The sequence below is a fragment of the Roseomonas genomospecies 6 genome (assembly GCF_008365375.1).
Lineage (GTDB): Bacteria > Pseudomonadota > Alphaproteobacteria > Azospirillales > Azospirillaceae > Azospirillum.
Map to the genome: position 1 here is coordinate 67,596 of NZ_QOKW01000005.1, position 11,982 is coordinate 79,577.

At 69.9% G+C, this 11,982-nt stretch carries 10 protein-coding genes; 2 read left to right on the plus strand and 8 right to left on the minus strand.

The window, feature by feature from the left end:
- Window positions 1–4: 4 nt before the first annotated feature.
- Window positions 5–1,402: a hypothetical protein gene (locus DS843_RS08465; protein ID WP_149468455.1), complete on the minus strand. Its 1,398-nt coding sequence runs from the start codon at window positions 1,400–1,402 to the stop codon at window positions 5–7.
- Between the two features lie 292 nt (window positions 1,403–1,694).
- On the opposite strand from DS843_RS08465, the gene DS843_RS08470 reads away from it, so the two are divergent.
- Both DS843_RS08470 and DS843_RS08475 read left to right on the plus strand, forming a co-directional pair.
- On the plus strand, window positions 1,695–3,647 hold the full coding sequence (locus DS843_RS08470; RefSeq protein ID WP_149468456.1) for a right-handed parallel beta-helix repeat-containing protein: 1,953 nt from the start codon (window positions 1,695–1,697) through the stop codon (window positions 3,645–3,647).
- 4 nt (window positions 3,648–3,651) lie between these two features.
- Window positions 3,652–4,242, plus strand: a complete 591-nt coding sequence (locus DS843_RS08475; protein ID WP_149468457.1) for a demethoxyubiquinone hydroxylase family protein — start codon at window positions 3,652–3,654, stop codon at window positions 4,240–4,242.
- A gap of 3 nt (window positions 4,243–4,245) precedes the next feature.
- On the opposite strand, the gene DS843_RS08480 is transcribed toward DS843_RS08475, so the two are convergent.
- The 7 genes from DS843_RS08480 to DS843_RS08510 all read right to left on the minus strand — a co-directional run bounded on the left by DS843_RS08480 (window position 4,246) and on the right by DS843_RS08510 (window position 11,849).
- Window positions 4,246–4,674, minus strand: coding sequence for a hypothetical protein (locus DS843_RS08480; RefSeq protein ID WP_149468458.1), 429 nt, complete (start codon window positions 4,672–4,674; stop codon window positions 4,246–4,248).
- Window positions 4,675–4,798: 124 nt separating this feature from the next.
- On the minus strand, window positions 4,799–5,959 hold the full coding sequence (locus DS843_RS08485; RefSeq protein WP_167525242.1) for a glycosyltransferase family 4 protein: 1,161 nt from the start codon (window positions 5,957–5,959) through the stop codon (window positions 4,799–4,801).
- Window positions 5,959–7,182 (minus strand): glycosyltransferase, encoded by a 1,224-nt coding sequence (locus DS843_RS08490; RefSeq protein ID WP_149468459.1) that lies wholly within the window; start codon window positions 7,180–7,182, stop codon window positions 5,959–5,961. Before DS843_RS08490 ends, DS843_RS08485 begins: the two co-directional genes overlap by 1 nt.
- On the minus strand, window positions 7,179–8,450 hold the full coding sequence (locus tag DS843_RS08495) for a glycosyltransferase family 4 protein (protein ID WP_149468460.1): 1,272 nt from the start codon (window positions 8,448–8,450) through the stop codon (window positions 7,179–7,181). The genes DS843_RS08490 and DS843_RS08495 overlap by 4 nt, the downstream gene beginning before the upstream one ends.
- A gap of 6 nt (window positions 8,451–8,456) precedes the next feature.
- Entirely contained in the window at window positions 8,457–9,425 is a 969-nt protein-coding gene (locus DS843_RS08500) for a GDP-L-fucose synthase family protein (protein WP_149468461.1), read from the minus strand.
- Window positions 9,426–9,438: 13 nt separating this feature from the next.
- Window positions 9,439–10,440, minus strand: coding sequence for an NAD-dependent epimerase/dehydratase family protein (locus tag DS843_RS08505; protein WP_149468462.1), 1,002 nt, complete (start codon window positions 10,438–10,440; stop codon window positions 9,439–9,441).
- 53 nt (window positions 10,441–10,493) lie between these two features.
- Window positions 10,494–11,849, minus strand: a complete 1,356-nt coding sequence (locus DS843_RS08510; protein WP_149468463.1) for a nucleotide sugar dehydrogenase — start codon at window positions 11,847–11,849, stop codon at window positions 10,494–10,496.
- Window positions 11,850–11,982: the final 133 nt, after the last annotated feature.

Consider the following 11,982-nt stretch of genomic DNA (forward strand, 5'->3'; position numbering starts at 1 on the left):
CGCCTCACGCCCGGTCCGCGGGCAGGCGGAAGGCGGGCGGGCGGCGCAGGGGAAGACGCAGCTCCGCGCCGCTGCCGATCCAGACGCGCAACGCCTTGGTCGCGCCGATCCACAGGAGGATGGGCAGAAGCGAGAAGAAGCCGAACTTGACGATGGTGATGTTGCCGTCGCGGTACCATTGCAGCGACAGCGGGATGAAGGCGCAATAGAACAGCACCGCGTATCGGTTGGTGAAGCCCGACTCCCAGAACCAGCGGTGCAGCCGGCCCAGGATCAGCCCGACCACCACCATGGTGACGATCACCCCGATCCACCCCGCGCTCATCCAGCCGTCGCCGGCCAGCGAGGTGGTCAGGTTGGAGAAGTTGCCGTAATCGTGGAGCGACACCCATTTGACCGGCGCGCCGATGGGCTTGTCCGGCCACAGCATGCGCGGGATCGGTTCGGTGAACAGTTGCAGGTACTGGGTGAACCAGGTGTAGGTCCCCGACTGCTGCGGCACCGCCCACAGGATGAAGGCCAGGAAGTCGAAGTTGGCGATGTCCTGGTTCGACACGCTCTCCACGAAGGAGCCCTGGCCGCCCTGGAAGATGCTGAACAGCTTGCCCGGACTCTCGGTGCCGGCCAGAACGCCGCGCAGGAAGTCGCGGTTGTTGCCCAGCGTGTGGAACAGCAGAAGCACCGGCAGGCCGATGGCGAGCTGCCACCAGCGGAACCACTTCGTGCGGGTGTGGTAGAGCACCAGCAGCACCATGCCCAGCACGCCCATGATGATCGCCCAGCGCCCCCAGCCCAGATAGGCGCGGTAGCTGACGAAGGCGAGGAAGGGGATGAAGGACAGCGGGTGGAAGCGGCTGACCCAGATGATGCCCAGCGTCAGCGGCAGGCCCATCGAATGGGCTTCGGCGATGTAGCCCGTGGTGTTGACGTAGACCGGTTGTCCGGTCAGTGGGTCGCGCTCCATCTGCACGTCGCCGGTGCCGGTGAAATCCGCTCCATCCTGCCGCAGGATCGCCGAGTAGATCGCCAGCGGCCCCAGCGCCGCCACGGTCAGGGCGAAGGCGGTGATGTCCAGCCGGTCGAAGGTGAAGGTGGGCGCCCGGCTGAAGTCCGGCTTCACCCGTCCGGACCAGCCGCAGGCGACGGAGAAGGCGACCAGCGCGACCGAACTGACCGTCAGCGACTTCACGAATTCCGCGGCACTCGGCCAGTAGCCCATGAAGAGCCAGGCGTTGTCGATCCCGAAGCCGTGGACCAGCAGCGGGCGGATCACGAAGACCAGCGTGTGGAAGACCAGATAGTAGGTCAGAGGGTGGAACATCGACGCGGTGCCGGTGCTCAGGAACACCACGACGACCAGAGCCACGACCAGCACCTGTGCGATCAACGCCGTTTCGATCATGCCGGGCTCCGCCTTCCTCGTGAACGCCTTCCTCGTGAACGCGCGTCACCGCCGGCCACGGCCGGTGGTGACGGCCGGTGGGGCGGTGTCGTCGTGCCTGCCGTCGTGACCGAAGGCAACACCGCCGAAAGCAACACCGCCGGCACCGGTCGGGTCCCCCCGTCCGGGAACGCAGACGGCGAAGGCGGCCCGGTCAGGGCTATCCGCGCAGCGCCTTCGTGGCACCCCGTCCGCGCTTTTGCTTCGTCCGCCCCCCGCCGCCAGTTTCGCTGGGGTGCCGAACGGAGGTGATATGACGCGCCGGTTTCCTGAACTCTTCGCGGGCGGTCTGTTGTGGCTGGTCCTGTCGCTGGTCACGCCCACGCTTTCCCACGGGGCGGAGCCGGCGATCCATGTGTCCCCCCAGGGCGACGACCGCTGGTCCGGACGGTCCGCCGCCTCCACCCCGGACGGGCGGGACGGCCCCGTTGCCACGCTGGCCCGCGCGGTGGAGGAGGCGCGCAAGCGCGGGCTGCGCCTTATCCTGTTGCGCGGCGGCACCCACCGGCTGGCCGACACGGTGACGCTGGGGCCGGAGGATTCCGGCCTGCGCATCGCGGCCTTTCCCGGCGAAACCCCGGTCCTGTCGGGCGGGGAAGCGGTGACGGGCTTCAAGACGGAGCGGGACGGCATCGTCTCCGCCCCCCTGGCGCGGGAACCGGGCCTGGACGTGACCGCCGCCGGGGTGCGGCTGCGCGCGGCGCAGAGCGGCGCCTTCGATCCCCACGACCCGATCCGCAGCGGCTGGTTCATCGCCCAGCAGACCAAGGGCGGGGGCGACAAGCGGCAGTTCCGCTTTCCCCCCGGCACCGTCCAGGCGGGCTGGGCGGCCCCCGGCGTGCGTGTCCAGGCGCTCGACCGCGAGCGGCAGGCCGACGACATCCGCGGCATCGAGCGCATCGACCGGAACGGCACGTTGGTGCTGGACCGCGACGGCTGGTACCCGTTCCGCGACGGCAGCACCTTCCGCCTGCTGGGCCACCCCGACTTCCTGAAGTTTCCCGGCCAGTTCGCCTGGAGCGCCAGGGACCGCCGGCTTCTGGTCCGCCCCCAGGACCCGGATGGATTCGTCCGCTCCGGCGAGGCGGTGGTCGCCCGGACCGCGCCCCTGATCCAGGCCGACAAGGCGGATTCCATCACCATCGACGGGTTGTCCTTCGCCGATGTTCCCTACAACGGGGCCGCCGTGAGGCTGGCGGGCGGCACCGGGCACCGCGTCCTGAACAACCGCTTCTCCGCCGTCGGCACGGGGGTTCTCCTGGTGGCCGCGTCGGACAGCGAGGTGCGCGGCAACAGCCTGGAGCATCTGGGACGCAGCGGCATCGAACTCACCCCCGGCAGCGCCGGCAACCGCGTCGTCGCCAACACCATCCACCACATTGGCGAGGTGAATTTCTACGGCGCCGGCATCCTGACCGCGGGGGTGACCCGGACCCTGATCGCCCACAACGACATCCGGCACGCCGCGCGCTACGGCATCTCCATGAAGAACTGGAACGCGGAGACGAAGAATGTCGACAACGTGATCGAGTACAACCGCATCCGCGACGTCGGGCGGGAAACCGCCGACCTCGGCGCCATCGAGACGCTGGGACGCAGCGACATCGACACGAAGCTGGTGATCCGCTTCAACGACATCCGGGGCACCGGCGGGCTCGCCACCGACGCGGCAGGGCGCTGGCTGACGCGCTACAAGGGCTTCGGCATCTATCTGGACGACCAGACCAACGGCGTGCGGGTGGAAGGCAACTTCCTGGAGGACACCGGCTGGGCCTCGGTCTTCATCCATGGGGGCGATGGCAACCGGGTGGAGAACAACATCGCCGTCCTGACGAACGAGCGTGACCGGTTCCTGCGCTTCGAATGGGTGCCGAAGGCGGGAACGGCGGGCTTCCTGCACGACAACGAGGCCAGCCGGAACATCATCCACGCCCGCGTGCCGGTGGAGCAGATGGTGACCGCGCTCACCGGTGGGGACTACCGGCTGGAGAACAACATCTTCGACCGTCCGGGCCGCGGCCTGCGCGCGCCGGGCGCACCCATGGAGCGAACCCAGGCTCGCTCCATCCAGGGGGGCAACCTGCCGGACCCCTACTTCATGAACCCGGCGAAGGACGATTACCGCCTGCGCCCGAACTCCCCGGCCTTCAAGATCGGCTTTCAGGAGCTTCCCTGGGCGCGCATCGGCCCGGAAGGGGCGCGCTGAGCCCGTGGACACCCGCATTCCATCCCCCGAAGCCGCGCCGTCCGCCACCATCGGGCTGGCGCCGCCCAGACTCGACCTGTCCGCCTTGCCGCCCCGCATCCTGCGCGAACTGCGCGCCAGCCATGTGGGCGAGACGGTGGCGGTGAGCCTCTACGACGGTGTCGCGGGCGCCACCACCGACCCGGAGATTCTGCGCTTCGCCGCGTCCCACCGCCGCGTGGAGCGGCGGCACCTGCGGCTGTTCGAGGCGGTCCTGCCGCCGGAGAAGCGCAGCGCGCCGCTGGGCTTCTGGCGCTGGTCGGGACGGGTGATGGGCGGTCTGCCGGCCTGGCTCGGCCCATCCTATTTCTACGCGGTGGTCGCCGGGGTGGAGGCGTGGGTGGACGGCCACTACGCCGGCCAGATCGCCCTGGTGCGGCGGCTCGCCCCCGATCCGGAGCTGCTGCGCCTGCTGGAGGCCTGCCGCCTCGACGAGCGCCTCCACAGCCACGACGCCGCAAGGTTGGACCCGGCGCCGCCCTGGGCCGCCCGCGCGCTGGCCAGGCTGGCGGTCTTCCTGTCCCGCGCGGGTGTGAGGGTCGCCCGCTGGGTGTGACGTCTACTTGTTGCGGATTTCCTGGAGCAGGACGCCGAGCATCTGCTTCAACTCCAGGTGATTGTCGTTGTGGACCTTGTTCGACGCGGCCAGCGATCCTTCGAGATTCTCAAAGCGCTGGTCGATGGCCTCGAACCGCTGGTCCACCTTTTCGAAGCCCTGCACCATGTCGGTGCGCAGGGACTTCACCTCGGTTTCGAGCGCGGTCAGCCGGCGGTCGATGTGGCTGCCGAGATGGTCGATGGCTTCGTTGAACTTGTCCTGCGTCACATAGGCCATGCGTGCCGTCCGTTCCTGCGCGGAAGCCGGGGCGGTGGAGCCCCCGGTCGTCTCAGGGTGAACCGCTTTCGCGCCCCTGTCGATGGATTCTTCCGGCAGGATCGCCTTGGCCTGGGTGAAGCGGATGGCTGGAGCTTTGCCGGCGGGATTCATGGGAACGGTCGGGGGCGGTCGGATTGCGGATGTATGCGCCGATGATGGCGCATTCCGGCGCGCGCGTCCAGCCACCACACCCGAAAAGGCGATCAAGATTCGGCAATTTTCCACCGGAGGGCGGTCATCCCATGGCGCGCTTCGGGCGGACGGCGGTTCCGGCGGCTTTGGGAAGCGGGCCGGCGATGCGGTCCAGCAGGGCGTCGAGGCCGGCGTGTCCGGCCTCATGGGCGGCGCGGGCGCGGGCGTGGGCCTGTTCGGAGGCGAGCGCCAGCGCGTCGCGGTCCTCCGCCCAGAGGCGCAGCGCCGGCATCACCGCCTGGACGAAATCCCGGTCCTGCGGGACGAGTCCGGGGCGGGGAATGTCGCTGCCGATGCAGCCGCGGTCATAGGCCAGCACCGGCACGCCCGCCGCCATGGCCTCGAACAGGACCAGAGGCTGCGCCTCGTTGCGGTAGCGGGTGGGGAAGACGAACACGTCGATGTCACGGTAGAAGGCCGCCTTGGCGTCCCCGTCCACCGGGCCGCGGTATTCCACGTCGCCGTCGAAGGCGACCAGTCCCGCCGCGACCAGCGCGTTGTCCATGCGCCCCAGCCCAGGCCCGGCCAGTACGAGCTTGACGTCCACCTCCTCCGCCTTCAGGGCGCGCAGCAGGGTGAACAGCGTGTCCAGCCCCTTGTCGGCGCACAGGTTGGACAGGTGGCCGATGCGCAGCGGGCCGGTCTTTCCATGGCGCGGGCGCGGCACCGGCGGGGTGAAGATGGCGTTGGACACGCTCATCGCCATCCGGGCCGCCGGGTAGAGCGTCTGGAACCGCGCCTGCATGGCGGGGCAGAGCAGCACATGCATGCAGTCCGTGCCGGCGATGCGTGCCAGCAGGCTCATCCGCCAGGTGGGCTTCGAAATGGTGGCGAAGGAATGGTGGTGCAGCGTGCGCTCATAGCCGAACAGCCGCGCCGTGCCGGCCAGCGCTGCCGTGTAGAAGATCCCCAGGCCGGAATCGACCGGCATGTAGAAGCGCCGTCCGGGGGTTGCCGCCCCGGCCGCCAGCCGCAACCCCGCCAGCAGAACGCGCATCGCCTTGGCGGCGTGATAGCGCAGGCCGCCGCCGTTCCAGCCCGGCGACAGGTCCGCGACCTCCACCGAGGCTCCCTGGGGGGCTCCCAGGGGGCCGCGCTCGCGCAGGCGGTCCAGCACCAGGGCGGTGACCCGGCTCATCCCGTCGGTGGGCGGGGGAAGGCGGCCCGAAACGACGATGTGGGGGGTGTTGCGGCGGTCGGTCATCAAGCTTCGCTTTCACGGGTGCCCTTCCGGGCGCTTTGGTCGGCGCTTCGGGCGGCGCCTTGGTCGGCATCTTTGCGGGCGCCCAGGCTGTGCAGGGCCTTCTCCACGGATTCGGCGAAGAAACTTGCGTCGGCCAGCGCCTGGAAGGGCCGTCCGTTGAGGCTCAGGCGGCGCCATTCCGTCTCGTCCGATGCGACGGACAGCATGTGGCGGGCCAGCCCTTCCGGGTTGTCGGGTTCGACGATGTGGCCGTTCAGGCCGCTGCGGATCAGCACGTCGCGGGCCCCGCACTGGTCGGACAGGATGGTCGGCACGCCCATCGCCAGAGCCTCGTTCACCACCAGCCCGAACTGTTCCTCCAACGAGGGCAACAGAAGGCACAGGGTGGAGCCCAGCGTCTCCGCGATCCCCTTTTCCTGCAGGAAGCCGCGGAAGAGGATGTGCCCCTCCAGCCCGCGCCTGCCGACCTCCGCCCGCAGGTCGGCCTCCAGCGGGCCGGAGCCGCAGAGGTGCAGGGGCCGCGCCGCGTCACCCTCCCTGGCCTCGGCCAGCCGGCGGTACAGATCGTAGGCCTCCACCGCGCGGAACAGGTTCTTCTTCGGCACGAAGCGGGCGATGATGGTGAAGTGCCGCTCGGCGAAGGGCACGCCGTCCGGGGCCGGGGTCATGCCGGACAGGCGGCGCACCCGCTCCAGAGACAGGGTGTCGTAGCCGATGAACAGCCGGTCCTTGGGCAGGCCCAGGAAGCGGTAGTAGTCGACGGTGCGGTGGCTGCCCCCGATGGCCGCCTGATAGGGCTTGTAGAGCAGGGACTTCAGCGCCTCCCGCCAGAGGACGCGCGGCTTGTCGTCGAACTTGGAGGCGTTCATGTTGACGACGCGCCGCCCCATAAGCCGCATCGTCACCGCCAGGGCGAAGACGTCCGGCTCCTCGTAATGGCACAGGAAGACGTGGCTGGCCCCAGCCTTGCGGCATTCGCGCAGCAGGGCGCGGTAGACCTGGAAGGACGGGATGTCCGCCTTGGAGCGTCCGGGGAACAGCGTGACCTTGCGGAAATGCTGCCCCTCCCCGGTGGAGTCCCAGGCGTAGGTGTGGGATTTCGACCCGACCTCCAGGCCGACCACGTCGTAGAGATGGCCGAGCCGTCGCCCGACCGCCTCCAGCCGGTCCATGTGATAGGGGCCGAACATCTCCCAGGAAAAGACCAGGGCGGGTTTCGTCATGCGGCGTCTTCCCCAAGCAGCAGGGCGGCGTAGCGCGCCAGGACGGCGCTGCGGCTGGCGTTGCCCTCCACCCAGGCGCGGCCCCGGCGGCCCATGGCGGCGCGCCGGGCGGGATCGTTCAACAACTCGGCCACGGCCTGCGCCATGGCCTCCGGCGCGTCGGGCGGGGTGCGCAGAAAGGCGTCGATCTCCGTCCCCAGCCGGTCCAGCGCGGAGCCCGGAAGGCAGGTGCAGACGAAAGGCCGTCCGGCGGACAGGATGGTCACCGCCTTGCCCGGCATGGCGAAGGCCGCCCCTTCCGGACGCTGCGGCACCAGATGCACGTCGCCTTCCGCCAGCCCCTCGGCGAGCTGCCCGGAGGGGATCAAGGGGGCGAACTCCACATTGGACAGCGCCATGGCCTCGGCCTGGGCCTTCAGCTCCTCCTCCAGCCCGCCCTGACCACGCAGCAGCACGCGGGCGTCGGGGCGCAGCCCGTGGAGGTGGCGGGCCATCTCCAGCACCTGGTCCAGCCCCTGCTTGCGGGCGAAGGCGCCGCTGTAGAGGACGGTCGGCGGCTGCCCCTCGGGCCGGGGCAGGGGGCGGACCGCGTCGGCGTCCACATGGGGCGGGATCACCGTGATGGGCCGCCGCACGCCCAGGTCGCGCAGCACGTCGGCCATCGCCTCCGACAGCACGACGATGCCGTCGGCGCGGTTCAGCGCGGTGCGCTCCACCGCCTGGATGGCCTTCAGCGCGGCCCCGCCGCCCATGCCCAGGGCACCGGCGAGGCCCGACTGGATGTCGTGCACGATGGCGATGTGCCGCCCGCCCGGCGCCCGGAAGCGGTCCGCGACGGCGACGCTGAAGATGGAGGGGCAGAGCGACAGCACCGCCTTGTGCCGCCCGACGCGCCCGCGGGCGCGGGCCGCCAGGAAACCGGCGTGAAGCACCCCTTCGTGGATCAGCCGGCCCTTCATGCCGCCGCCCTTGGGCGGGATGGTGAACAGCCGCTCGATGCGGACGCCGTTCACGGTGCGGTGGTCCTCGCTCCCGTCGGCGTAGCCGTCGTAGATGGCCTGACCCGGATAGTTGGGACGCGCGGTCAGAACGGTCATGTCCGTCCCCGCCGCGGCGAAGGCGGTGGCGAGGTCGGTCATCATCGGCGCGCTGCCGGCGGGTTCCGGCCAGTAGCTCATCGCCACCAGAAGGACCGATGGAGGCAAGACGGCGGGTGGCGCCGGCCCATCGGAGACCGGTGCGCGCAGGGGGGCGGAGTCATCGGGCATCGGCACTCACTCCGCGGCTTCGCCGGTGGCGGCCCGGGGGACCGGCGGGGCGGCGTTCTCAAGGAACCAAGCGTAGGTGCGGCGCAAGCCCTCCTCCAGCCCGACCCTGGGCCGCCAGCCGGTGGCGAACAGGCGCGACACGTCCATCAGCTTGCGCGGGTGGCCGTCCGGCTTGCTCAGGTCCTGGGTCAGAGCGCCCTCGTAGCCGACGACGTCCCGAATCAGCCGGGCCAGATCCCCGATGGCGATGTCGTCGCCGGGGCCGACGTTGATGATGTCCTCCCCGTCGTAGCGTTCCATCAGGTGCAGGCAGGCGTCGGCCATGTCGTCGACATAGAGGAACTCGCGCCGCGGCGTGCCGGTGCCCCACAGGGTGACGCTGGACGCCCGCTCCATCTTCGCGTCGTGGAAGCGCCGGATCATGCCGGGGATGGCGTGGGAGCCCTCCGGGTCGAAATGGTCGCCGGGGCCGTAGAGGTTCGACGGCATGGCGCAGATGGCGTTGAAGCCGTATTGCCGCCGGTAGGCCTGGCATTGGGTGATCCCGGCGATCTTGGCGATGGCGTAGGGCTTGTTGGTCGGCTCCAGGGGGCCGGTCAGCAGCGCCTCCTCCTTCAGCGGCTGCTCCGCGAACTTCGGATAGAGGCAGGAGGAGCCGAGGAACAGCAGCTTCCTCACCCCCGCCCTCCAGGCCGCGTCGATGACGTTGGCCTGGATCAGCAGGTTGTCGCGGATGAAGTCGCCGCCGAAGCGGTCGTTCGCCAGGATGCCGCCGACCTTGGCCGCGGCCAGGATCACATAGTCGATCGTCTCCCGGTCGAAGAAGGCGCGCACCGCCGCCTGATCGGTCAGGTCGAGTTCGTCGCGGCCGCGCAGGACGAGGTCGCCGTAGCCGTCCTCCACCAGACGGCGGACGATGGCCGAGCCGACGAGGCCGCGGTGCCCCGCGACGAAGATGCGGCTGTTTCGTTCCATGAGCTTCCGTTCCTTATTCGGCGGCGCTGGCGGTCGCCGGGGCGGCGTCGCCGCGGCAGCGGGCGGCGTACCAGTCCACCACGCCCGGCAGGCCGTCCTTCAGCGGGATGCGCGGCGCGTAGCCGAGTGCGGAGAGGCGGGCGATGTCGGGGCTGCGCCGCTGGGTGCCGCCGGGCGCTGGCGGTCCGATCCGGATGTCCGCCACCCGCCCCAGCACGGCGACGATCTGCCGGGCGAGTTCGGCGATGGAGATCTCCTCCGGGTTGCCGACATGGTAGATGCCGAGATGCTCGCCGCGCTCGACCACCGTCATGATGCCGTCCACCGCGTCGTCGATGTGGACGAAGGCGCGCGTCTGGGTGCCGTCGCCCTGGATGGCAAAAGGCACGAGGACCTCCGGGCTGCGGTCGATGGCATCCACCGCACGGCGCACGAACTCCGGCACCACATGCTCCCACCCCATGTCGGGGCCGTAGACGTTGTGCGGGCGGAAAATGGCGACGCGGTCGAAGCCGGTGCGGCCCCAGTTGACCGCCAGAAGCTCCGAGATCAGCTTCGACCCGCCGTAGCTGTAGCGCGGGTTCAGAACGTCCGGCACGACCAGCGGGATGTCCTCCGGCGTCGGCACCACCGGGGGGGTCTGGTAGGCCTCGGAGGAGGAGGCGACGACCAGATCGCCCACCCCGTTCGACCGGCAGGCGTCCAGAACGTTCAGCATGCCGCGCACGCCGACATCGAGCACCACCTCCGGCTTCTCGTAGAAGTGCCGGGTGCCGTTGACGGCGGCCAGATGCAGAACGCCGTCGACGCCGCGCACCGCCTTGCCCACCGCCGCCGGGTCGCGGATGTCGCCGGACACGAACTCGACCGCCTGCGCGGCGTCGCCCAGACGGCGCGGGTGGCCGCGGGAGTTGTCGTCCAGAACGCGGACGCGGTGTCCGTCGCGCACCAGCCGGCGGACCAGGGCGGCGCCGATGAAGCCGCTGCCTCCGGTCACAAGGTAATGTTTCGGCATTCGTCTTTCCTCAGGCGACAGCGTCGGGCGACGCTTCTTCAAGCGACAATTTTTCAAGCGACATGGGCGAAGCGGGCGGCGCCGTGGCTGCCCAGCGCCACGTAGGCCGTGCCTTCGGGCAGGTCCACCTCGCGGCTGTTGAAGTTGTTCCAGAAGTCGTAGATGACCCCCGGACGGTCCATCCGGCGCGCCAGATCCGGCAGCGGCATGGAGGTGAAGACCGGGTGGTTGTTCAGGATGACGGCGAGGTTCGCGCCATCCACCGCCTCCGCCATGCTGTTGGCGGGCTCCAGCCCGAAACTGCGGATGTCGTCCGCCGCCACCACCGCGTCGAAGCCGCGCCAGCGCGCCCTGGGGAAGCGGGTCCGCAACTCCTCGAACAGCGGCTTCGCCATGGTGCCGCGCAGGTCGTCGGTCGCCGGGCGGCCCTTGAAGGCGAGGCCCATCAGGCTGATGGTCGGGTCCTGCGGGAAGCCCTGCATGGAGCCGGTCAGGGTTTCCAGGAAGCGCGAGACCTCAACGGGCTGGCTTTCGTTGATGCGGCGCCCGGCGGCGGTGATGTCCATCTCCACCCCCAGTTCGCGGGCGGATTCGATCAGGATGTGCGGGTCCTTCTCCAGACAGGGGCCGCCGACCGGGCCGGGCAGCGGAAGCTGCGTGCGCGGGTAGCCCAGCTTGCCCGCCCGCGACACCTCCAGCGCCGACACCTCCATGGCGTTGCACAGCCGGGCGATCTCGTTGGCGAAGGCGAAGGTGACGTCGCGGTAGGTGTTGTCCACCAGCTTGATCATCTCCGCCGTCTCCAGCGTGGAGACCTTCACCGTCGTCGGGGTCAGCATGCCGAAGATCTGCGAGGCGCGGGCCGCCACCTCGACGCTTTCCGCGCCGATGATCTGGGGAAGCTGGTTCAGCTCGATCAGCGCCTGCCCCTCCAGCGTGCGCTCCGGGCAGAAGGCGATGTCGAAGCGCTTGCCGGTGCGCCGCAGGATCGGCGCCACCACCTCGCGGGTCGTCCCCAGTTTCACGGTGGAGCGCAGGATGACGAGGTCGCCGTCGTGGATGCAGTCGGCCACCTGCCGGGTCGCCGCCTCGATCATGTCGGTGCGCACGCGGCCATCGCGGTCCAGCGGGGTGCCGACGGTGATGATGAAGACGCTGCAATCCCGGCAACCCTCCGGGGTGCGGCCGAAGGTGAAGCGCCCGCGCTCCATCACATGCCGAAGCTTCTCGGCGAGGCCCGGCTCATGGAAATGGGGAACGCCGCGGGCCAGCTTGTCCAGCACCTCGCCCCGCACTTCCACGCCGTGCACCTGGAACCCCGCGTCCGCCATGGCGACGGCCAGCGTCAGCCCGACATAGCCGAGACCGAGCACGCAGACGTTCCGGTCGGGAAAGGATTTTGGGAGCATAGTCTTTCGATCCTGCCGTTGATTGGAGCATGCATCCAAAGGCGCCGCCGCCATCCGCCACCCGCGCCATGCGCAATCCGAACGTCTTGCGACGCGGCATTGTTCCGGCCATTCGGAGTGGCGTGAACAGGCT

Bases quoted from the DNA above. Each gene is read 5' to 3' on its own strand.
- DS843_RS08510 (WP_149468463.1), bottom strand. From the start codon at position 11,849: ATGCTCCCAAAATCCTTTCCCGACCGGAACGTCTGCGTGCTCGGTCTC.
- DS843_RS08465 (WP_149468455.1), bottom strand. From the start codon at position 1,402: ATGATCGAAACGGCGTTGATCGCACAGGTGCTGGTCGTGGCTCTGGTC.
- DS843_RS08485 (WP_167525242.1), bottom strand. From the start codon at position 5,959: ATGACCGACCGCCGCAACACCCCCCACATCGTCGTTTCGGGCCGCCTT.
- DS843_RS08500 (WP_149468461.1), bottom strand. From the start codon at position 9,425: ATGGAACGAAACAGCCGCATCTTCGTCGCGGGGCACCGCGGCCTCGTC.
- DS843_RS08480 (WP_149468458.1), bottom strand. From the start codon at position 4,674: ATGAATCCCGCCGGCAAAGCTCCAGCCATCCGCTTCACCCAGGCCAAG.
- DS843_RS08470 (WP_149468456.1), top strand. From the start codon at position 1,695: ATGACGCGCCGGTTTCCTGAACTCTTCGCGGGCGGTCTGTTGTGGCTG.
- DS843_RS08505 (WP_149468462.1), bottom strand. From the start codon at position 10,440: ATGCCGAAACATTACCTTGTGACCGGAGGCAGCGGCTTCATCGGCGCC.
- DS843_RS08495 (WP_149468460.1), bottom strand. From the start codon at position 8,450: ATGCCCGATGACTCCGCCCCCCTGCGCGCACCGGTCTCCGATGGGCCG.
- DS843_RS08490 (WP_149468459.1), bottom strand. From the start codon at position 7,182: ATGACGAAACCCGCCCTGGTCTTTTCCTGGGAGATGTTCGGCCCCTAT.